Below are 22,355 nucleotides of genomic sequence, written 5' to 3' on the forward strand. Positions count from 1 at the left end.
CATCAGAATGCGCTCACGCCGGTCAGCGCACGACCGATCAGTAGCTTCTGGATCTGGCTTGTGCCCTCGTACAGGGTCATCACCTTGGCATCGCGTAGATATTTGCCGACAGGGAATTCGTCGATATAGCCGTAACCGCCGAAGACCTGTAGCGCCCGATCGGCCGCGCGTACCGCGGCCTCGCTGGCGAACAATTTGGCCTTCGACGATTCGATGGCGAATTCGGCACCGCGGTCGATCAGGTCGGCGACCCGCCACACCAGCAGCCGGGCCGCATCCACATCGAGGGCGATATCGGCGAGCAACTCCTGCACCAGCTGATGCCCGGCGATCGGCTTGCCGAATTGTTCGCGCTCGGTGGCATATCCGACCGCGGCGTCCAGGCAGGCTTGCGCGATACCGACACAACCGGCGGCCACCGACATTCGGCCCTTGGCCAGTGCCGCCATCGCGACGGTGAAACCCTTGCCCTCATCGTGCAATCGGGCGCTGTCGGGAACCCGTACGCCGTCGAGCACGATTTCGGCGGTGGCCTGTCCGCGCAATCCGAGCTTGCCGTGGATGGTTCGGGCGGTGAAACCGGGGGAGTCGGTCGGGACCAGGAATGCGGTGATGCCGCGATGTCCCGCACCGCCGGTGCGCGCGAAAATGAGGGCGATATCGGCCCAGGTGCCGTTGGTGATGAACATCTTGGTCCCGGACAGCACCCAGTCGTCACCATCGCGGACCGCGCGGGTGCGCAATTGCGCGGCATCGGAACCGGTTCCGGGTTCGGTGAGGCCGAAGCAGCCGAGTGCGGTGCCCGAAGTCAGGCGCGGCAGCCAGGTACGCTTCTGCTCCTCAGTGCCGTAGTGGTTGATCGACTTGGTGACCAAACCCAAAGAGACCGAGACGATTCCGCGCACCGCGGAGTCGCCGCGGCCGAGTTCCTCCAGCACCAGACAGTAGGTGAGATGGTCGCCACCGCTGCCGCCGTACTCCTCGGGAATGGTCAGGCCGAGAAAGCCGACTTCGCCCAGTTTGGACACGATCGCGATATCGACGGATTCAGTCCGGTCCCACTCCGTCGCATGCGGCGCGATCTCGCGGTCGACGAATTCGGCGGCCAAGCGCTGGGCGGCGGCCTGTTCGTCGGACAGTTCCAGGTTCATCGCGACTCCGGGCAGGAAAACTAACGGCGAAAGTTTCTCGTATGCTAACCCTCGATAAACTAACGATGCAAGTTTGATGTTGTGGGTATCCACCGTGTGATACTGGATCGATCGACCAGGAGGTTTTCGTGGGAAGGCCCCGCCGCCCCTTGCTCAGTCGCGCCCGCATCGTGGCGGCCGCGCTGGATCTGGTGGATGCCGAAGGTCTGGAGGCGGTTTCGATCCGTCGACTCGCCGCCGAACTCGGGGTGCAGGGCCCATCGCTCTACAACCATGTGGCCACCAAGGACGATCTGCTGGACGCGATGATCGATGCCGTACTCGGCGAGATCGATCTGTCCATGTTCACCAACATCTCGGATTGGCGTGTGGCACTACGCGATTGGGCCAGGTCGTATCGGGCGGCCCTGGCGGCGCATCCGAAGGTCGTACCCGCCCTCAATCAGGGCATGGGTCGACGCCCGAATGCCTTGCGGCAGGCCGATGCGGTCTTCGGAGGTCTGGTGGCGGCGGGTTGGCCCCGAAGGGAAGCCACCCAGGTGGGGGCGCTGATGCGGTTCTTCGTCACCGGGTCGACGCTGGGGTCGTTCGCTGGTGGATTCCCGGAGGACGCGGCGGTCTATCGCGGGAATTATCCGCACCTGGACGAGGCGCATCTGCTATCGGGACGGCAGCGCGATATCGATGACGCCGCCTTCGAGACCGGATTGCGTGCGTTGCTGGACGGGTTGTCGTTACGGTTTGAGACGCTGGAGGGTGCGGCGGGCTAGCGCGCGGCCAACCAGTCCGGGAATTCGGTCAGCTCACCCAAGACGAAATCAGCTCCCGCCGTGCGCAATTCGTCGGCATCGCAGGGCCCGGTCATGACCCCGAGCGCGTACACACCCGCCGCCCGCGCCCCGCGCATATCGCCCTCGTGATCGCCGACGAACAGGTCCGCGCCATGCTCTCGCAATGCCGCCGCCTTGCCGTCGGACCAGAGATCACCGACCACCTCATCGATTCGCCACCCGAGCTCGGTGACGTGCAGTCGGGCCAGCGGTTCGTGCTTGCCGGTCACGATGAGCACCCGTCCGCCGCGCGCACGGACGGCATCCAGTGCGGCATCGGCCCCCGGCATGGCCGGAATGTAGGGCACGATCGATGGATAGATCTCGCGGTAGCGGGACACGAGTGCCGGAATGAGCTCCTCGGGCGCACCGACGTCGGCCAGCAGCATCGCCAGTGGGGGGCCGAGTCGGTCGGCTAATTCGGCCCCGCGCAACGGCAGGTCGAACTCGGTGGCCAATTGCTCGATCGCTTTGCGCACACCCGGTCGGGAGTCGATCAGTGTCATATCGAGGTCGAATCCGACGGTCCAGGTCATCCCATGACTCTATCGTCGACGCTCGATCGGCCGCGCGACAGCGTCGGCGGTTAACCAAACCGGGCACGGCGAAGATCAATCAGGCGAAACATTTCCGCAGGCGGCGCGAAAAGCCGATCGCCGACCTTACAGTTAACCGACAGCGAACGGCTCCGGTCTGCATCGCGGAGGACGAGATGACGAGCCAGCGCCAGCCACTGACCATGGGCTCGATTTTCGGGCACTATCGGTTGGATCGACTGATCGGGCGCGGCGGCATGGGCGAGGTCTACGAGGCCTACGACCTGCGCAAGCGCCGCAGTGTGGCGATCAAGGTGCTCCTGGAACGCCTCGCGCAGGACGAGGGGTACCGCGAGCGGTTCCAGCGCGAGGCCGATGCCGCCGCGCGACTGCGCGAACCGCATGTCATCCCGATTCACGATTACGGCGAGATCGACGGCCGCCTCTACATCGACATGCGCCTGGTGGACGGTGCCAGCCTGCCGTCGGTATTGCGGAGTGAGGGGCCGATGCCCGCACCGCGGGCGGTGGCGGTGATCCGGCAGATCGCCTCGGCATTGGATGCCGCACACGCCGAAGGGCTGGTCCACCGTGATGTCAAACCGGACAATATTCTGCTCACCCCGGATGGTTTCGCCTACCTGGTCGACTTCGGTATCGCGCACTCGGATGCAGATCAGGGGCTGACCACACACGGCGCGGTGATCGGTTCGTTCAGCTATATGGCGCCGGAGCGGTTCCGCGCCGAGCACGCCACGCCCGCGGTCGATGTCTACTCCCTGGCGTGCGTGCTCTACGAATGCCTCACCGGTGCACGGCCGTATCGGGGCAGCACCGACGCCGAGATCATCAGCGCGCATTTGTTCGAACCGGTGCCGCGACCGAGTACGAATCGGCCTGATGTGACGCCCGCGCTCGATACCGTCATCGAGCACGGCATGGCCAAGGACGCGCGCGAACGCTACCGGGCGGCGGGGGACCTCGCGCATGCGGCGGAGGCCGCACTGACGAGTGCGGGCGCGGTTACCGAAGGACGCAACGCGGTATCCGATACCGACGGACGAACCTCGAATAGTGAAGCAGGACAAGTCGGTTCACCCGATATCGCGACTCGTGACGATCTGTCATCCGTTGTCCGGAATCCCGGTACGCAGCGATCCGACGTTGAGCAGCCCGAGGCCGAGAAACACGATACTCGGGGACCCACTGTCGCCGAACCGCGCCGCCGACGCCGTGTGCTGACCGCCCTCGTCCTGGCACTCGCCGCCGTGATCGCCGCTGGGGCCGGTTTCGGAGCCTGGACCTTGCTCGGAGATCGCAAGGGCACCGCGGTCGCCGACGCCACCGCATTGCGCGACGCGGATATCGATCTGCTGAAGATCGTCGCACAGACCGGCCGCAAACGATCCACCTGCCAACACGAGCAGCCCGACGCCTCAACCACCGTCGCGGTCATCTTCTGCCCGGACAACCCCGCCGCCAGTGAGTCGGCGGTCCGATACATGCGTTTTCGCAATATCGACGCATTGCGCGACTACTACAACCTCTTGGTCCGCACCTTCCACGCCACGAACTGCCCGAGCGACCCCGCCGGGGCGGACGGCCCGGTGATGTACGAGGGCAAGGAGATCGGTCGCAAGGCGTGCATAGCCAACCGCGCCGAGGCACCCAACGCGCCGAAACCATCCCTGCTACTGACCGATGAGACCCAGCTGGCGCTGGCCTTCTTCATCTGGCCTGCGCCCAGCGACGAGCCGATGCGCGACTACATGGCGAAGTCCATGCCCAACCAGTTCCTCACTGCCGAAGCCGCTCGCGACCCGGACTTCTTCACACCCGAGGACCGCGACCTCCTCGGGCGACTCGGCAGTGCCTTCGGCCCGGGGAACTGTGGGCACGTGCCGCCGCCCGGCGGCACGGTGATCGCGGCCATCGCGTGCAGTACGCCGTCCGACTATCCGTCCGCCCTCTTCTTCGGATTCCCGGACGCCCAGTCGGCCGATACCCTGTACCGCGCCGATGTCGGGGTCCTCGGCGGACACAGTTGCCACGGCGGGGGCGCCGACGACGTGTGGCGCAGCGGGGGCCAAGAAGTCGGCCGATTCTTCTGCTTCGTGGACAACGAACCGGACATCGGCCCCCGGACGTGCCTGGTGGCCGTACACTCCGCTACCCGCATGCTCGCCCAGTTCTGCACGCTGATACCGGGAAACCCGCTCCCCGGACCGAAAACCGAAGCCCAACTGGTGGACTGGTTCGATAAGCACGTCAGCTAGTTGGGCGGCATGACACCGAAGGTGAATTCGGTAGCGCCGATGCGGATCGTCACACCATCGGTGAGCGCGGCGCCGTCGATGACCCGAATCCCGCCGACGAACACACCGTTGGAGGACAACAAATCCTTCAGCACGCATGTCACCCCATTGCTGACGATCACGGCGTGATGGCGGCTGACCTTGCCGTCGTCGAGCACGATGTCGTTGTCGGGCAGGCGGCCGATACGGGTGAACGGGCTGGTGATCGGGAAGGTCTGCCCGCTCGAATCCCGCAGGTACGCTTGGGATTCAGGCGCTATCAGATCGACGACGGTGGTGGCGCGCAGTGCGGATGCGACGGCATCGGCGGGCGGGGTCAGCGGTTCCTGCCGCAGCATCTTGGCTTCGAGTTCGCGAATCGAGGCAACCGGATCGATCCCGAGCTCATCGGCGAGCGTCACCCGCAATCGGCGCAGCGCCTCGAGTGCGTCGCTCTGTCGCCCGTTCACATACAGCGCGGTGATCAGCTGCTCCCACAGCGGTTCGCGCAGCGGATACCTATCGGCCAATTCGGCCAATTCGGCGATCACGCCATCGGCCCGCCCCTGCGCGATCTCGGCCTGGGCACGGGCCTCGACAGCCCCGATACGTTCGTCGTCCAGGGCGGTGGCGAAGGCATCAGCGAAGCCGAGTCCCTGCAGATCCGCCAGCGCGGTGCCGCGCCACTGGTCGAGCGCGTTGGAGAGCACCTCGCTGGCCACTGAGAACCGGCCCGCGGCCATGGCCCGCAATCCGGATTCCCTGCGGGCACGGAATCGCTGGACATCGCAACTGTCCGCGGGCGCCGCGATCCGGTATCCGGTGCCGGCGCGCGAAAGGATCGTGCGCGCATCGAGTCCGGCATCCCGCAACGGCTTTCGCAGATTCGACACGATGGTATGCAGGCTGATCCGGATATCCGGCGGCGGATTTTCCTCCCACACCGCCTGTGCCAGCGCCTCCGTCGACACCGGCCGGTTCGCATTGACCACCAGATACGCCAGTACCGCGCGCTGTTTGACGCCGCCGAGCGGTTGCGCCACTCCGTCGATCGTCAACTGCACCGGTCCGAGCACCCCGTACCCCGCCCGCATATCCGACATCCCCCAGTCCTCCCGTTCTCGAAAATAACTATCGAGCGCCACGACCTCGCCGTTTCCGGTATCAATCGTGGCAGCGGGTGCCGCGTTCGGCGACCGCGTTGAAGAAGTATCAGACGATCCGGTCGAATCGATTCGTGACGAATTGCCGCGCCCGCAATAGCGAATACGCGCGCACTACGTTCCGCCCGAACGTCAGTCGAGCTGCGCCCCAGTGGCGATCCGGACTACTTCCCGGTCGGGGTGAAGCACCGCTACACGCGCTGAGCGCGTTATTCCTCGGCGCGGAACTGGGCGCGCTTGTAATCGCCGTATGGTTCGTCGCGTTCGCGCACGGCCTCGCGGAAACCTACGGTGGCCGAACGCAGTTGGAATGCGTAGCCCTCGCGCGTGTGCCGCGAGATCCCGTCGAATACCGTGCTGATCATCGCGGAATTCGTCACGCCCTGCGAATGCAGCGCCGAATTGAGCGCCAGTTTGGCCATCATCAGCTGGTTGATCGGCATCCGGGCGATGCGAGCCACCAATGCCTCGGCGCGTTCGTCGAGTTCATCGGCCGGACACGATTCGACCGCGAGGCCCCAATCTTCGGCCTGCTTTCCGCTGATGCAGTCACCGGTGAACAGCAGCCGCTTCGCGCGCTGATCGCCGAGGCGATGCGCCCACATACCCGCCGCCGGAATGCCCCATACACGGGTGGGTGGGTAGCCGATTTTGGTGTCGTCGGCGCAGATGATCTGGTCGGAGTAGAGCGCGATATCGGTGCCGCCCGCGATGGCGAACCCGTGCAATTTCGCGACGGTCGGCTTATCGGCGTTCATGAGGCTGGCGAAACCGCGGTTGAACCGACTCATCATGGCGTAGTCGATCATCGGATCCCATGTGCCCCAGGGATTGTGATTGACCGCCTGCACCACTGGATCGGCCACGGTGCCGGTGGTGTCGATCGAGCCGTCGACACCGTGGCTGCCCTGTTCGGCGAACATATCCAGGTCGTAGCCGCCACAGAAACCCTTGCCGCGCCCTGACACCAGGATTACGTGCACCCGCGGATCCAGATCGGCTCGCTCGACCGCATGCGCGAGATCGACCGGGGTGTCCGGGGTGATCGTATTGCCCTTCTCCGGGCGGTTGAAGGTAATGCGCGCGATGCGCCCGTCGCGCTCATAGGTGAGTGTGCGGTACTCGCGTTCGCCGGCGGGCTCGGGCCGATCCCGCCACGGCGAATCGGGTACCTCTGTCCAGTTCTCGTACCAGGCCGCGGGGCGGGTGCCCGCATGGTTCGAAAAGGCTTCGCTATCAGGCTGATTCACGTGGAACTCCCGGTGCACTCGATGCCGTATTCGCGGCAACGGTGCACCACGCCACCGGCGTTCGCTGCATCGTTGCGCTCGATGCCACCGTAGCGAACCGGCTCGAGCTCAGGCCTCGGGTGCCGCGGTGTCGTCGGGGAAGGAGTGGTGTTCGTGCATCACAGACCAGCGCCCGTGCTGTTTGCGCAGGCCGAAGGTGATGCGCAGGCGCTTGGCCGGATCGCGGGCGAAATCCTCCGCCGTGCCGCACAGCAGCAGTGCGTGCGCGAATGCCACGTCCGCGCCCGCTGCTACCTCCAGCGAGACGATATCGAAGGTTGCACCCGATGCCTGCCATTCGAAGAAGCCGGGCCAGATATCCCGATACGCGTCGATGCCGCGCACACCTTCGTTCGGCGGGGGCACATCGAACATCACGATATCGTCGGCGTGATCGGTGAGCACCCCGGCCAGATCGCCGGTATGCACCGCCGCCGCCCACCGCTCGATCAGGATCCGGATCTGCTTTTCGTCATCGGACATATCGGGTTGTCGTCCTCTCCGGCCCGGCCGCGATGGTGTGCGCCGTGGCTCTTACCCACAGAGCGTGCCGAATTCATCACGCAGACGCAATGATTCGGAATGCATTCGTGCAAGATCCCAATGGCGAATTTCGCGCCGGTTACCGATCGGCCCCGCCGTCAGCACCTTGTCGACTAGACGTTACTTTAGATAACAGGTAATCTTGGGGGACGGTCGGGCAAGGGTGCCCGGGTGAGAGCAGACGAACGGATTACCTCAATGACGCGGCATGTCGACGTACTGATCATCGGCGCGGGCCTGTCCGGCATCGGGATGGCGTGCCATCTCACCCGCGAGCACACCGGACGCAGCTATGCGATCCTGGAACGCCGCACCGCCATCGGCGGGACCTGGGATCTGTTCCGGTACCCGGGCATCCGCTCCGACTCCGACATGTTGACCTTCGGCTTCGGTTTCCGTCCATGGGTCGGCACCAAGGTGCTCGCCGACGGGCCGCACATCCGCCAATACATCGAGGACACCGCCGCGGAATACGGCGTCACCGAGCACATTCGGTTCGGGCGCAAGATGACCAATGCCAGCTGGTCGAGCGAAACCGAGCTGTGGACCGTCGAGGCGCTCGACGAGCAGACCGGCGAGACCGAGATCTACACGAGCAACTTCCTGGTCGGCTGCACCGGCTACTACGACTACGACAACGGATACCGCCCGCAGTTCCCGGGCGAGGCGGACTTCCGCGGGCAGATCGTGCACCCACAGCACTGGCCGGAGGGACTCGACTACCGCGGAAAGCGCGTCGTGGTCATCGGCAGCGGCGCGACCGCGATCACGCTGGTTCCGGCGATGGCCGACGACACCGCGCACATCACCATGCTGCAGCGCTCGCCCACCTACATCACCGCACTGCCCGCCGATGACCCGGTCGCGGTCGGTATGAAGTACGCGCGGGTGCCGCAGAAGATCGCCTATCGGACCGGACGGGCGCGCAATATCGCGTTGCAGCGGGCCAGCTTCCAGCTCTCGCGCACCAATCCCGAGTTGTCGAAGAAGTTGCTGCTCGCCGCGGTGCGGATGCAACTCGGCAAGCAGATCGATATGCGGCACTTCACGCCGTCGTACAACCCGTGGGACCAGCGGCTGTGCGTCGTCCCGAACGGCGACCTGTTCAAGGTGTTGCGCAGCGGTAAGGCATCGATCGTGACCGATCACATCGACCGCTTCACCGAAACCGGCATTCGGCTCGCATCCGGGGAGGAACTGCCCGCCGATATCGTCATCAGCGCGACCGGTCTCACCGTGCAGATCCTCGGCGGCGCGGCGCTCGAGGTGGACGGGGAGCCGGTGTCGACCCGCGAGCACGTGATCTACAAGGGCGCCCTGCTCGACGGCATCCCGAACGCAATGCTTATCCTCGGCTACACGAACGCCTCATGGACGCTGAAGGCAGATCTGGCCGCCGAATACTTCTGCCGAATCCTCAACCACATGAAGTCCCACGGCTACACCAAGGTCGTCGCGATCGCCGAAGACGCCGACCGCTCCGATCAGTCACTGATGGGCGGCGCCCTCACCTCCGGCTACATCCAACGCGGCGACGGCGTCATGCCTCGTCAGGGCGCCCGCGGGCCCTGGCAGGTCATCAACAACTACTTCCGCGACCGCGTACTCCTACGCAAGGCGCCCCTGGAGGACGGGGTACTCACCTTCGACGATGCAGCAGGCGCCGCCCAACCCGGGCGCAAGTCGAGGGCCCAGGCACGCAAGCGGATCGCCTAGGGCGCGAGAAGTCGCGACGGCGCCATCCACACGGCACCAGGATGGCGATGGAATCGAATTCGACTACGCGACCGGGATCCGCACCGACACCGCCTCGACCGAAGCGATCCTGCGGAGATTCATAAAGGCCAACAGTTCAACACGAACATCCGCTTGGCCCTCGGAGGGAGCGGCACACAGGTCGGCGATCCACGGCGAGTTCGACCCGCCAATGGCGACGTCGTGTTCGCCGTGGATCGCCGAGATTCCATGTCTATTTGCGGTATTCGCGGAACGTGGCGCGCAGATCGTCGACGATGAGATCGGGTTCTTCCATGGCGGCGAAGTGCCCGCCGCGCTCGAATTCGGTCCAGCGCACGATGTTGTGGTTTCGCTCGGCGATGCGGCGGACCGGGATACCGAGGTCGTGCGGCATCACCGCTACGGCGACCGGTACATCGGTCTCGGGCTCCGGCGCTCCCCAAGTGGCGGCGCCTTCGTAGTAGTAACGTGCCGAGGAGCCCGCGGTGGCGTTGAGCCAGTAGATCATGACGTTGGTCAGCATTGCGTCACGGTCGACGGCGTCTTCGGGTGCGTCGGTGGAGTCGGTCCAGTCCTTGAATCGTTCGACGATCCAAGCCAATTGGCCCACTGGTGAGTCGGCGAGGGCGTAGGCCAGTGTTTGCGGGCGGCTTGCTTGCAGCATCGCGTACGCACCGAGTTCGTATTGGGCGCGGCGGCCCAGTTCGAGTGCACGCCGTTCGGCCGGGTTGTCGAGATCGGCGGTTTCCGGGGTGACCGTTGCGGAGGCGATCATCGTCAGATGTACAGCGACGAGGTGTTCGGCGTCGATGACCGCCAGCTGTCGGGAGATCGCGGCGCCAGTGTCTTCACCGTGCGCGGCGTAGCGGTCGTAGCCGAGTCGGCGCATCAGTTCCGCCCAGGCCTTGGCGGCCCGCGCGGTCGACCAGCCGACCGCGGGTCCGGAGAATCCATAGCCGGGGATGGTCGGCACGACGACGTGGAAGGCGTCCTCTGCTTTGCCGCCGTGGGCCACCGGGTCCGTCAGCGGTCCGATCACGTCGAGGAATTCCACGATCGATCCGGGCCACCCGTGCGTGAGCACCAACGGCAGCGCGTCGGGTTCGGCTGAGCGGACGTGGATGAAATGCACGTCGTGGGCGTCGATTTCGGTGCGGAACTGCGGAAAGGAGTTGAGCCGGGCCTCCTGAGCACGCCAGTCGTAGGTGTTGCGCCAGTAGTCGACCAGGTCCCTGGTGTAGTCGAGCGGGATGCCCTGTCGCCACCCCGCAGCCGGATCCGCGTCGGTCCAGCGGGTGGCGTCCAGTCGCCGATCCAGGTCATCGAGCTGCTCTTGGGGGACGTCGATGCGGAAGGGAGTGATCTCGGTGCTCATGTGAATCACCCTAGAACGCAGCTAGGACAACATCGGCCCTAGGTTCTGGCGGTGAACGCGCAGTGTGTTCGAGACCTCAGCTCGACTGCTCGAGCTCTCGTCGCTCCTGCTGCGGATGCGCCTGGCGGTCGACGGATTGATGTCAATCGCCGCATTTGAGTCCGGGGTGAATCAGGTTGGGGACAAGAGGGTTTCGGCGACTGTCTGCATGTAGGCAAGGTAGGTGGCGCGGGCGCGCGGGGTGGCGTCGGCGCGGGTGAGGGTGCCGCGGGTCAGGGCATAGCCGATGGTTTCGGCGACTATTCGCGGTGGGACAGCGGGGGAGATGCGGCCCGCGGTGTGGAGGCGTTCGAGGTAGCGGGTGAATCGGCGGATGGGGCGTTCGGCGATTTCCTGGGCGAGCACAGCTACTCGGTCGTCGACGGCACCGCGTTCTTCGATGAGGCGCAGCATGGGTCCGGCATTGTGGACTGCGGCGGCGAAGGCATCGATGGTGGCGGTGAGCATCACTCGGGGATCGTCGGTATCGACATCGGGCTCCTGCGCGGCCAGGAAGCCGTCCCGAACCTGGGCGGCGAGGGCGAGGAAGATTTCGTCCTTGGAGGCGAAGTAGACGTACATCGTCGCGCGGGAAACGCCTGCGGCGGCGGTGATATCGGCGACGGTCGTCTTGTCGTAGCCGCGCTCGGCGAAGACGCGGGCGGCGGCATCGAGCAGCGCGCGATGACGGTCGGTATGGGATCGTTCCCGCGCCGCTCGCACCGACCAGCCTGCCTGCGTCATGGATTCCATCGTCGTTGACATTGACGTCAATGTCAAAGCAGACTGTCGGCATGCGTGTTGTGGTGGCGAACAGGGGTGAGGTGGCGGTCCGGGTGATCCGGACGGCTCGCGAGCGGAATTACTCCACCCTCGCGCTCTATACCGGCTCGGAGGCTGCGACCCTGCCGGTGCGCTTGGCCGATGCCGCGTTCCAACTGCCGGGCACCGGCGCGGCCGCCTACCTCGACATTGCCGCAGTAGTCGGCGCGGCCAGGAGCGCCGGCGCCGATGCGCTGGTGCATCCCGGGTACGGATTCCTCAGTGAGAGCGCCGATTTCGCGACGGCATGCGCGGCCGCCGGTCTGGTATTCGTCGGGCCTTCGCCAGAGGTGCTGCGCATTTTCGGCAATAAACTGTCGGCACGCGACGCCGCACGGCAGGCGGGAGTCCCGGTGCTGCCCGCGACGTCCGTCGGCGCGGACCTGGCGGAGATTTCGGCGTTCTTCGCCGACCACCCGACCGGTGTGATGCTCAAGGCGTCGGCCGGTGGCGGCGGACGAGGTATGCGTGCGGTCCACACGGCCGACAAACTCGCCGATTCATTCGACCGCTGCCGAGCCGAAGCCCGCGCCGGTTTCGGCGACGACACCGTGTACGCCGAAGCGCTGGCCGCCGATGCGCGTCATATCGAGGTTCAAGTAATCGCCGACGGACACCGCGCCATCACGCTGGGCGACCGCGACTGCAGTATCCAACGCCGCCACCAGAAACTCATCGAAATCGCCCCGGCCCCGAATCTCCCTGCTGCCCTTCGAGAACGCCTGCACCGCGATGCCATCGGCATAGCCGAATCGGTCTCCTGCCGCGGCGTCATCACCGTCGAATTCCTGGTCACCGGAACCGAAGCCTGGTTCCTCGAGGTCAACCCGCGCCTCCAGGTCGAACACACCGTCACCGAGGCGGTAACCGGCGTGGACTTGGTGGCAGCCCAACTCGATCTCGCCCGCGGCGCCGACCTGCACGACCTTGCTCTCGGGGATCTGCCCGGCTCGGATTCGCCGCAACCGGAGAGCACCGCGACCGCGGTGGGAATGAGCGCGGCGGCCACCGGACGGACGAACCGTGGCCTGGTTGTGCAGGTGACGGGTCGTGATGATCGAGCGAATGCCTTTGGCGATCTGCGGGGGTTCGCGGTGCAGGCACGGGTCAATGCCGAGATGGTGACGGTGGGCAGGGAGGTTTTGCCGAGCACCGGTGTGTTGACGGAGTTCGCCGCGCCGACCGGCGTCGGGGTTCGGGTGGATACCGCGGCGTTCACGGGGATGCGGCAGGGGGCGCAGTTCGATTCCCTGCTGGCGAAGGTTATTGCGCAGGGGCCGACATATTCGGCTGCGGTGCGGCGGTGTTCGGATGCTTTGGCGGAAACCGTGATTGCCGGTGTCGATACCAACGCGAGTCTGCTGCGCGCAGTATTGGATCAGCTCGCCGACGGTGTCGGTGTTTCCACTTCGTGGTTCGAGAAGAGCATCGGCGAACTTCTCGGTCGGGCAGGCGATTACACGCCCACCGTGGCCCAGCGCGCGGGCGACTCGGCGACCGGAGATCCCGCGCATGCGCTCGCCGAGCATCGAAGCCCGGCGGTAGCGGATCCGGCGGCCATAGCGATAGCGCTCGAAGACGATGAGCAAGGCATCCGGTCGCCGATGGGCGGGACTGTCGTGAGTCTGGCGGAGTCCGGCAGCATTGTTCCGGCCGGTGCGGAAGTCGTTGTGCTCGAGGCAATGAAGATGCAGCACGTCCTGCGAGCGGAGCAGCCGCTGCGGATATCGCGGCATCTGGTGGCACCGGGTGCGACGGTCGATCCGCATGCGTTGCTGCTGACCTGGATTCCAGCCGACCATGATGGTCCGGCCGCCGATATCGATGCGATCGACCTGGATGCGGTGCGTGCCGATCTGGCGCAGGTGCGGGAACGTCATCGGATCGGGCTCGATGCGGGCCGCCCGGCCGCCGTCGCGAAAAGACATAAGCTGGGCCGCCGTACGGCCCGGGAGAACATCGCCGACCTCGTCGACGACGACAGCTTCCTCGAATACGGCGCTCTCGCCGTCGCCGCACAGCGACTCCGCCGCAGTCCCGAGGATCTGATCGCCAACACACCCGCGGACGGCCTGATCGGCGGCATCGCCACCATCAACGCGGACCGGTTCGGCGCGGAAGCCGCACGCGCACTGGTCATGTCCTATGACTACACCGTGCTGGCCGGCACCCAGGGCATGCGCAACCACGCCAAAACCGATCGCATGCTGCAACTCGCGCACGAACAGCGCCTGCCCGTGGTGTTCTTCACCGAGGGCGGCGGCGGGCGACCGGGGGATACCGACTATTCGGGCATATCCGGCCTCGATGTGACCACCTTCCGCGCGATGGGCGCACTATCGGGTCGAGTTCCGTTGGTAGGCATCGTCTCCGGACGTTGCTTCGCGGGCAATGCGGCGCTGCTCGGTATGTGCGATGTGGTCATCGCGACGCCGGACGCCAATATCGGTATGGGCGGGCCGGCAATGATCGAGGGCGGCGGACTCGGCGTCTACGCACCCGAGGACATCGGCCCCATCGATGTCCAACGCCGCAACGGTGTCGTGCACATCGTCGCCGCCGACGAGGCCGAGGCGGTCGCCACGGCACGTCGCTATATCTCGTATTTCCAAGGGCCACTCGGGGATTGGACGGCACCTGATCCGCGCCTCGCCCGCCACGTGGTGCCGGAGAATCGGCTGCGCGCTTTGGATATCCGCGAGGTCATCGCAGCGGTAGCCGATATCGACTCAGTTCTGGAACTGCGCCGCGACTGGGGCGTCGGCGTGGTCACCGCCCTGATTCGGGTCGAAGGTCGCCCCGTCGGACTCATCGCCAACGACTGCCACCATCTCGGGGGTGCGATCGATGCCCCCGGCGCCGACAAGCTCAGCGCATTTCTGCAACTGTGCGATGCCCATGGCCTGCCTATCGTATCGCTTTGTGACACACCGGGTTTCATGGTGGGCCCGGAGGCGGAGAAGGAAGCAACCGTCACCAAATTCAGCAAGCTGTTCATCGACTCCGCCGCACTTACCGTCCCCTTCGGCACCGTCATCATCCGCAAGGGTTACGGCCTCGGCGCACAGGCCATGGCCGCAGGGTCCTTCCGTGCCCCCCGCTTCGTAATCGCCTGGCCCACCGGCGAAATCGGCGGTATGGGCCTGGAGGGTGCGGTCCGCCTCGGCTTCGCCAAGGAACTCGCGGCCATCGAAGATCCGGATAAACGCCAGGAAGCCTTCGACAACCTCGTCCAGCTCGCCTACGCCAACGGCAAGGCCTTGACCGCCGCCACCGTCTTGGAACTCGACGACGTCATCGACCCCGCCGACACCCGCCGTTGGATCCGCACCCTGCGCTGAACCGCCCAGCACCTAGGCGATGGCGTTGTTCACCGCGTCAACGAGATTGCGGGCACGCAGGTCCGGTGCGCCTTCGATGATGTAGTTGGTGACGTAGGCGAAGGCGATACCGGTGTCCGGATCGGCGAAGGCGAGGGAGCCGCCGCGGCCCGCATGGCCGAAGGCGTTGGGCCCGCCGAGTGCGAAAGCTTCGGTGGGGAGCATGTACCCGGTGGCGTAGCGGCTGGGCAGCATAATGACGCGGTCGATGCCCGCGACCTGTTCGCGTGTTGCGGCGGCGCGGGTTTCGGGGGTGAGCAGGCGGACGCCGTCGACCTCGCCGATGGTCGCCGCGTAGAGCCGGACGAGGCCGCGTGCGGTGCCGAGGCCATTGCTGGACGGGATCTCGGCGGCGTGTACCTCGGGATCGTTGAAATCGATATCGGCCGGATCGGTGACCTCGAAGGCGCGGTTGACCAGTGCCTCCGGATCTCGCATCGCGACGACCATCGGACGGAATTCCTCCGGGATGAACTCGTCCGGGACTGTCGCCAGATCGACCTTGGGTGCGAATACAAGTCGGCTGACGCGATGCCGTTCGGATTCGGGCAAACCGATGAAGAACTCGACTCCGAACGGTCCGGCGATATCCTCGGCCAGAATCCGCCCGACGGTGCGACCTGTCGCCCGCCGGATCACCTCACCGACGAGCCAAGCGAAGGTCCGCCCGTGGTATCCGTGCGCGGTGCCGGGCGGCCAGTTCGGCGTCTGCGCGGCGAGCGCCGCCACCATCGGCTCCCAGGCCAGCGCATCCGCCAGCGGCACCGGCTTATCCAGCGCCGCCAGCCCCGCCTGATGGGTCAACAACCATCGCACGGGGATATCGCCCTTACCCGCCGCCGCGAATTCGGGCCAGTACTGCGCGACGGGCGCGTCCAGATCGAGCTCACCACGCTGGGCGAGCAGATGCGCGACGGTCGCGGTGACGCCCTTGGTCGCCGAATAAACCAGTTGCAGCGTGTCCTGCGCCCACGGCCGTTCACTGTCCGGATCGGCCAGGCCACCCCACAAATCCACCACCGGCTGGCCATCCCGATACACCGCGACCGCCGCTCCGATATCTCCCTGCTCGGCGAAATTCGCCGCGAACACCTCCCGCACCGCCTCGAACCCGGACGCGACAACTCCATCCATCACCATGTCTCCCAGCATGTCACGCGTCGCCCCGACTACCGCCGCCAGTGACGGACCCGTTGGCGGGCTCGTGGCACAGTCGGCGCTGGGCGACCCCATTGATCACCGCACTCGTGCTGGTCGAGCGACCCACCTACCGCGCTCGGAAGTTTTTTCCGCGGACATGTCCGAGAATGGTCAGCGGCTGCGACGTATCTGACGAGCGGCGCCACCAGGGCGCCGCCGGAGCGGAGGAGTTGTCATGAAATACATGATTCTGAGCTACGGCTCGCAGCAGGACTACGACGGCATGGTCGGTAAGGACACCGGCAAACCCGCATGGAGCGCCGGGGATTTCGCGGCCATGGCCGAGTTCATGGGCAACCTCAACAAGAAGTTGGAGGAATCCGGCGAACTGGTCGAAACGCGTGGTCTGGCCGAACCGGTGCACACCCGCCGCGTCATCACGAAGAATGGTGCACCGTTCGTGACCGACGGTCCCTACGCCGAAACGCAGGAGGTGCTCGCTGGATACTGGATCGTCGAATGCGAGAGCTTCGACCGTGCCACCGAAATCGCCGCCGAACTGAGCAAATGCCCGGCCCCGCCGCATATCGCCGAGACGGCCTACGCCGATATCCGGCCCATCGCGGAGTCCGCACCCGAATTCGGCTGAGCCCCTTCCGATGTCGGATACCGAGGTCGAGGACCTGCTGCGCACCTGTGCGCCGCAGGCCCTCGCCGCGCTGGTGCGGCGCTACGGTCATTTCGACACCGCGGAGGACGCCGTGCAGGAGGCATTGCTCGCCGCCGCGACTCAATGGGCGAACACGGGCATTCCCGACAACCCACGCGCCTGGCTGATAACCGTCGCCTCCCGCCGCCTGACCGACCTGCTCCGCAACGAACAGGCCCGCCGCAGGCGCGAGGACGCCGTGGCCCGCTGGGCACTGTCCGAGGACTGGCTCACCCCGCCCGCCGACCGCGAACCCACCGACTCCGACGACACCCTCGTCCTGCTGTTCCTGTGCTGCCACCCATCGCTCACGCCCACCGCACATGTAGCACTGACACTGCGCGCGGTCGGCGGCTTGACCACCGCCGAAATCGCCCGCGCCTTCCTGGTGTCCGAGGCGACCATGACCAAGCGCATCGGTCGCGCCAAGAAGACGATCAAGGAAAGCGGAGTCGGCTTCGCCGCACCCGCCGGCGCCCACCGCGACGCGCGCCTGGCCGCCGTCCAGCACGTGCTGTATCTGATCTTCACCGAGGGTTACGCCAGCACCTCGGGACCGAGTCTGCACCGCGTCGAACTATGCGCCGAGGCCATCCGTCTGACCCGTCTCGTGCATCGTCTGCTGCCCGACGATGCCGAAGTCACCGGCCTGCTGGCACTGATGCTGCTCACCGATGCCCGCCGACCCGCCCGCACCGGCCCCACGGGTGAACTTGTTCCGATGGAAGACCAGAACCGCGCACTCTGGCGCACCGAAGCCATTACCGAAGGCATCGCGCTGATCACCGCGGCGCTACCCAGCGGCGCACCCGGTCCGTATCAGCTGCAAGCGGCCATCGCGGCGCTGCACGACGAGGCATCGACCTACGAGGACACCGATTGGCCGCAGATCATGCTGCTCTACGAACGCCTGCTCGCGCTGGTCGACAATCCGATCATCGAGCTCAACCATGCCGTGGCCGTCGCCATGGCTCGCGGACCGATGGCCGGATTGAAACTCGTCGACGATATGGCCGACAGCGGCAAGCTGGCGGGCGACCACCGCATGGCAGCCGTCCGTGCCCATCTGTTGGAATCGATGGGGGACCGGACTGGCGCCCGCGAGGCATATCTGCTTGCCGCACAACAGACGATGAGCGTCCCGCAACAGCGCTACCTACACACCCGCGCCCGCCGAACCACCGACAAGTAGAAAGATAGCGATGCTGATCGTCGTAGATGCCGCGAATGTCGTCGGCTCGCGCCCCGATGGCTGGTGGCGCGATCGTGCGGGCGCGGCTCGGCGATTGCTCATGCGGTTGAGCACACTGGACCGCACACAACCCGCCGACGTGGTCGTCGTATTGGAGGGCGCTGCGAAGGCCGCGGCATCGGATGACTTCGAAGGCGTGCGCGTGGTTCTGGCGGACGGTTCGGGAGACGATGCGATCGTCGACGTCGTGGCGGCCGCGGCCAGCGAGCAGGACAGGATCACCGTCGTAACGGCCGATCGTGGACTCCGCGAGCGAGTCGAAGCGCTCGGCGCCGAATCGGTCGGCCCGCGCTGGCTGCTGGACCGCATCGACCCCTGATCTGTCGGATCCGACTGGTAGACAAGGAGAAGTGTCGCCGAACCAGGAGGTCAGCAGTGCCCAACGAACTCGAGGATCTGCCCTACGCGCGCTATCTCACGCCGCTGGAGAGCGATCTCGAATCCGAGGGCGACTACGATTGTGTGCACATCACCGGCGCCGATATCGATGACATCGAGGCAGGCAACTGCCGTTTCGCCGAAACCGTCTTCACCGCGCTGGCGGTCAATCGCGGCAGCCTGCGCTTCTCCCGCTTCACCGATGTCTGGCAGCGCAATGTGCGCTGGGTCGGCACCGACCTGTCCGATACCTCCTGGCAGGACGTCGAATTGCTCGCCGGTGCGCTGTCCGGCGTCGATGCGGGCGGTGCCAACTTGCGTCGAGTGCGCTTCGAAGGCTGCAAATTCGACTCGGTGAACTTCCGCAAGGCCAAACTGCGCGAGGTGCAATTCGTCGATTGCGTGCTGCGCCATGCCGACTTCGGTGATGCCGAGCTGACCAAGGTCACCTTCCCCGGCACCACCGTGGAGGGTCTGCTGCTCAACCGCGCCCGACTGCAGCAGGTCGATCTACGCGGCGCGGCACACCTCGATATCGCCGAGGGCCTCGACGCCCTGCGCGGGGCGACCATCACCCCGCTCCAACTGCTCGATCTGGCACCCGAGTTCGCCAAGGCGATAGGCATTACCGTCCGCGACTAGTACTGCTTGCGGTGCGGCACGAATTCCAAGGTGAGCAGTGCCGCAGCTGCCAGCAGCACCTCGCGCCACCGGATCAGCACGAACCGCTGATCCGACATCGATTGGAACTTGCGAAGGAATCGGTACAGCGATTCCAGCCGGATCAGCGGGTCACCCAGATGCGCGAGCACATAGATCAGCCTCCCGGTCCGCGAGCGCTCCTTCTCGGCGAACAGTTCCGGGAACGGGGCGAATGCCAGTGCGATCCGTTCGATGCCCTGCGTGCGGGCGTGGTCGACGAGATCGACGATCATCCGTTCGTCCAGTCCGTTCGGGGCATCCTTGCGCCGCCACGGCACATCAAGGCTGAGCTCGCGGCCGCGCCCGGAGACGCCGTAGCGTTGGAAACCTGCCACGCGCCCGTCCGCATCGCGGGCCAGTACCAGCAGCATGCCGGGATTCCGACCGTCGAGCAGGTGGTCGAGGATCATCGAGAAGCCGCGATTCTGCCGGCCGGCACGCCACTCGTCGACGATATCGAGCAGTTCGGCCCGCAATGGTTCGGTGAGGTCGGCCTCGCTGATGACCTCGGTGGTCACCCCGAAATTCCGGGTGCGGCTCACGGCCTGGCGCAGATTGCGGAAGGAGCGACCGACCATCGCGAAGGTTCCGACATCGATGACCACATCGCGACCGACCGGAATCGCGCGCAACCCCCGATGTTCGATCGCTCGATGCCGCCACATCTCGGTCAGTTCCGGACTGGCGCCGAGCACCGCTACCCGCCAGCCGTGATTCGCCGCGAATTCGGAGAAGTCGGTGAGCAGCGCCGGGAAGTCGGCATGATCGCCGATTGGATCACCGGCGACCACCGCGATCCCGAAGCGGGCCCGATAGCCGATCGCCGCGGTCGAATTCGCATTGAAGTAATAGGACTTCGACGAGTGCAACGCGAATGCGGCGAGGGGATCGCGTCGGGTACGGCCGACGAGTTCGGCGACGCGATACAACTGCTCGGGCTGGGGCCGACTCGACTGCGGCAGCACCAGGATGAATCCGGTCGCGGCCAGGAAGACGAAGCCGAAGCCCGGATGTGAGGCGCGATAGGCGGCATTGGCCGCCGCCAGCACGAAGACCGCGATGGTGAAATGCGGCAGGGTGATCGGCCGACGCAGATGCAGTCCGCGCACCACGAAAAGGCCGGCGATCGACACAGCGACGAACCAGCCGTGATCCTGCCCGGGTGCGGCGCGACCGGCCTCGTAGACCAGCCCGACAACCATCAGCAGCAGGACGATGGAGATCACCGGGCGGACGGCCGCTGTGGTGGTGATCGAGGCATCGCGGTACCCCGCGAGTGTGGAATTCCGTGCCGCCGTTTCCCGTCCTTCAGCCACGTCTGCACCCGACTAGGGCGGCGGGTCCGAACAGGTTCCCCATGTGGTCCTCCCGATGATCCTGTACACGCAACAATATTCGAAACATGGGATGAGTGCTCGAACATTCCTGGCGTACCAAGATCGTTGGAGTCCGCGAGTGTTCGCCCGACGACCGCGCCATGCGGAAGCTGGTGTGTCGGCCACGATCGGACCGGGGTGAGCGCGCCATTGGCCGCTCCAATCGAGTATGCCACCCTGGTGCAATCGGACAAGGGCCGTTCCGTGGCCGTATTCCCGACCATCGGCCCTGGTATCGACGCCATGACATCGGTCTCATCACTTGTATATCGCCTCGGTGCCGGTCTGTGTGAACGGCGGCGACGCTCCGACGAGTCGTCATGAGCACGATTCGTGGTCGACAGCTATCGTTCAGCGATGCATGTACGAATCACATCCCGGTAGCTGTCGACGGACGGCCGAATATTGCGTCTGAGACGCATATCGGATCTATAGACAACAGTGTTCGTAATTGTCTATCGTTTGGTTCATGACGAAGTTCCACGGCAAGAGCTGCCTGATCACCGGAGCGGCCAGTGGATTGGGGCGCAGTACGGCGTTGGCGGTTGTCGCCAAGGGCGCATCGGTCATCCTGACCGACATCGATGACGTCGGACTGCAGCGCACCGCCGATGAGGTGCGTGCGCGGGGTGGTGCAGTGCGCCTGGCCGCGCCCGCCGATGTCAGCGATTACGACGCCGTGGTGGCACTGGCCGCGAAGGTGCACGGCGAGGTGGACAGCGTCGATATCGTGATGAATGTGGCGGGCATTGCCACCTGGGGGACCGTCGATCGGCTCACACACGAGCAGTGGCGGCGCACCATCGATATTGATCTGATGGGCCCGATCCATGTGATCGAGGAGTTCGTGCCACGAATGATCGAGGCCGGGCGCGGCGGACATCTGGTGAACGTGGCCTCGGCCGCCGGGCTCTTCGGGCTGCCCTGGCATGCGCCCTACAGTGCGGGCAAGTTCGGATTGCGCGGCGTATCGGAGGTGCTGCGCTTCGATCTGCGGCAGCACCGGATCGGTGTCAGCCTGGTCTGCCCCGGTGCGATGGCGACGCCGATGGTGGACAGCGTCGATATCGCGGGCGTCGACCGGCAGGGCGCGGCGGTGCAGCGGGCGGTCTCGCTGTTCATGCGGCATGCGGTCACGCCGGAGCAGGCCGCCCGATCCATCGTGCGCGGGGTCGAGCGCAACAAGTACATGGTCTTCACCTCCCCAGATATCCGGGTCGGCTATCTGGCGCAGCGCCACTTCCCGCCGTCCTACAACCTCGCGATGCGCGGGCTGAACTGGGCGATGAGCCGCTATATCGATAAAGCATCCGTGCCGACGAAGGTGTAACCGAACAGGACCGACCATCACTCAGCAGCGGCCGGGTCGCGCGGCTACGTCGACTGATGTGGCATCGGAAGTTCTACGCGGCCACGGGGTTCTCCTCCTGAGCCTCCGCTCGAGTTTGGACAGATGCCCACCATGCACTGGTGTTGATGGTCTCTCGACCGATGCAGCGCAATGCATGGTGATCACCTGACCAAATATGTTGGGGCGCAGGTCTATTCGAACCCTCGCACCGCCGCTCGAGGTGACTTCGGATTGACCTCCGATTCCGCTGCCCTCGCCGCGATGGGCAGCAAACCCGAATTCCCTCCC

At 65.6% G+C, this 22,355-nt stretch carries 18 protein-coding genes; 9 read left to right on the forward strand and 9 right to left on the reverse strand.

Translation table 11 applies throughout. The features are described from left to right. Positions 1-2: 2 nt before the first annotated feature. Entirely contained in the window at positions 3-1,151 is a 1,149-nt protein-coding gene (locus tag ACIBI6_RS16175) for an acyl-CoA dehydrogenase family protein (protein ID WP_364351278.1), read from the reverse strand. A gap of 128 nt (positions 1,152-1,279) precedes the next feature. On the opposite strand from ACIBI6_RS16175, the gene ACIBI6_RS16180 reads away from it, so the two are divergent. Further along, positions 1,280-1,921, forward strand: a complete 642-nt coding sequence (locus tag ACIBI6_RS16180; protein WP_364351281.1) for a TetR/AcrR family transcriptional regulator C-terminal domain-containing protein — start codon at positions 1,280-1,282, stop codon at positions 1,919-1,921. Here ACIBI6_RS16180 and ACIBI6_RS16185 read toward each other — a convergent pair. Then, entirely contained in the window at positions 1,918-2,517 is a 600-nt protein-coding gene (locus ACIBI6_RS16185; RefSeq protein WP_364351284.1) for an HAD family hydrolase, read from the reverse strand. The two genes, ACIBI6_RS16180 and ACIBI6_RS16185, sit on opposite strands and share 4 nt — an antisense overlap. A 176-nt stretch (positions 2,518-2,693) precedes the next feature. Between ACIBI6_RS16185 and ACIBI6_RS16190 the strand changes: the two genes are divergently transcribed. Then, positions 2,694-4,793 (forward strand): serine/threonine-protein kinase, encoded by a 2,100-nt coding sequence (locus ACIBI6_RS16190; protein WP_396956792.1) that lies wholly within the window; start codon positions 2,694-2,696, stop codon positions 4,791-4,793. On the opposite strand, the gene ACIBI6_RS16195 is transcribed toward ACIBI6_RS16190, so the two are convergent. From ACIBI6_RS16195 to ACIBI6_RS16205, 3 genes are all read right to left on the reverse strand, one after another. Beyond that, a complete protein-coding gene (locus tag ACIBI6_RS16195; protein ID WP_364351290.1) occupies positions 4,790-5,914 on the reverse strand; it encodes a BTAD domain-containing putative transcriptional regulator in 1,125 nt (374 codons plus the stop codon). The genes ACIBI6_RS16190 and ACIBI6_RS16195 overlap by 4 nt on opposite strands. Before the next feature lie 269 nt (positions 5,915-6,183). Then, complete coding sequence (locus ACIBI6_RS16200; protein ID WP_364351293.1) at positions 6,184-7,224, reverse strand: crotonase/enoyl-CoA hydratase family protein; 1,041 nt, start codon at positions 7,222-7,224, stop codon at positions 6,184-6,186. A gap of 108 nt (positions 7,225-7,332) precedes the next feature. Further along, positions 7,333-7,746 carry an SgcJ/EcaC family oxidoreductase gene (locus ACIBI6_RS16205; RefSeq protein WP_364351296.1) on the reverse strand — a complete coding sequence of 138 codons (414 nt, stop codon included), beginning with the start codon at positions 7,744-7,746 and terminating at the stop codon, positions 7,333-7,335. 258 nt (positions 7,747-8,004) lie between these two features. Between ACIBI6_RS16205 and ACIBI6_RS16210 the strand changes: the two genes are divergently transcribed. Then, a complete protein-coding gene (locus ACIBI6_RS16210; protein ID WP_396956794.1) occupies positions 8,005-9,522 on the forward strand; it encodes a flavin-containing monooxygenase in 1,518 nt (505 codons plus the stop codon). Positions 9,523-9,775: 253 nt separating this feature from the next. On the opposite strand, the gene ACIBI6_RS16215 is transcribed toward ACIBI6_RS16210, so the two are convergent. Beyond that, positions 9,776-10,918 carry an epoxide hydrolase family protein gene (locus ACIBI6_RS16215; RefSeq protein WP_364351302.1) on the reverse strand — a complete coding sequence of 381 codons (1,143 nt, stop codon included), beginning with the start codon at positions 10,916-10,918 and terminating at the stop codon, positions 9,776-9,778. Positions 10,919-11,089: 171 nt separating this feature from the next. Beyond that, positions 11,090-11,701 (reverse strand): helix-turn-helix domain-containing protein, encoded by a 612-nt coding sequence (locus ACIBI6_RS16220; RefSeq protein WP_364351305.1) that lies wholly within the window; start codon positions 11,699-11,701, stop codon positions 11,090-11,092. Positions 11,702-11,751: 50 nt separating this feature from the next. Here ACIBI6_RS16220 and ACIBI6_RS16225 point away from each other — a divergent pair, with 50 nt between their 5' ends. Next, entirely contained in the window at positions 11,752-15,120 is a 3,369-nt protein-coding gene (locus ACIBI6_RS16225) for a carboxyl transferase domain-containing protein (protein WP_364351651.1), read from the forward strand. A gap of 12 nt (positions 15,121-15,132) precedes the next feature. On the opposite strand, the gene ACIBI6_RS16230 is transcribed toward ACIBI6_RS16225, so the two are convergent. Then, entirely contained in the window at positions 15,133-16,299 is a 1,167-nt protein-coding gene (locus ACIBI6_RS16230; protein ID WP_364351308.1) for a serine hydrolase domain-containing protein, read from the reverse strand. A 235-nt stretch (positions 16,300-16,534) separates the two neighbouring features. Here ACIBI6_RS16230 and ACIBI6_RS16235 point away from each other — a divergent pair, with 235 nt between their 5' ends. From ACIBI6_RS16235 to ACIBI6_RS16250, 4 genes are read left to right on the forward strand one after another with little or no spacing between them, the layout of a single operon-like run. Beyond that, positions 16,535-16,948 carry a YciI family protein gene (locus ACIBI6_RS16235; RefSeq protein ID WP_364351311.1) on the forward strand — a complete coding sequence of 138 codons (414 nt, stop codon included), beginning with the start codon at positions 16,535-16,537 and terminating at the stop codon, positions 16,946-16,948. A 10-nt stretch (positions 16,949-16,958) separates the two neighbouring features. Next, positions 16,959-18,200 carry an RNA polymerase sigma factor gene (locus tag ACIBI6_RS16240; protein WP_396956797.1) on the forward strand — a complete coding sequence of 414 codons (1,242 nt, stop codon included), beginning with the start codon at positions 16,959-16,961 and terminating at the stop codon, positions 18,198-18,200. Positions 18,201-18,210: 10 nt separating this feature from the next. Further along, entirely contained in the window at positions 18,211-18,579 is a 369-nt protein-coding gene (locus ACIBI6_RS16245) for an NYN domain-containing protein (RefSeq protein ID WP_364351317.1), read from the forward strand. Between the two features lie 56 nt (positions 18,580-18,635). Then, the gene (locus tag ACIBI6_RS16250) at positions 18,636-19,280 is read left to right on the forward strand and encodes a pentapeptide repeat-containing protein (protein ID WP_364351320.1); all 645 of its coding nucleotides are present in this window, start codon (positions 18,636-18,638) and stop codon (positions 19,278-19,280) included. On the opposite strand, the gene ACIBI6_RS16255 is transcribed toward ACIBI6_RS16250, so the two are convergent. Continuing rightward, positions 19,277-20,656, reverse strand: a complete 1,380-nt coding sequence (locus ACIBI6_RS16255) for a phosphatidylglycerol lysyltransferase domain-containing protein (RefSeq protein WP_364351323.1) — start codon at positions 20,654-20,656, stop codon at positions 19,277-19,279. The two genes, ACIBI6_RS16250 and ACIBI6_RS16255, sit on opposite strands and share 4 nt — an antisense overlap. Positions 20,657-21,185: 529 nt before the next feature. Here ACIBI6_RS16255 and ACIBI6_RS16260 point away from each other — a divergent pair. After that, positions 21,186-22,046 (forward strand): SDR family oxidoreductase, encoded by an 861-nt coding sequence (locus ACIBI6_RS16260; RefSeq protein ID WP_396956801.1) that lies wholly within the window; start codon positions 21,186-21,188, stop codon positions 22,044-22,046. The last annotated feature ends 309 nt before the right edge of the window (positions 22,047-22,355 follow it).

Origin of the sequence: Nocardia sp. NPDC050412, from assembly GCF_044458825.1 — a bacterium.
GTDB lineage: Bacteria > Actinomycetota > Actinomycetes > Mycobacteriales > Mycobacteriaceae > Nocardia.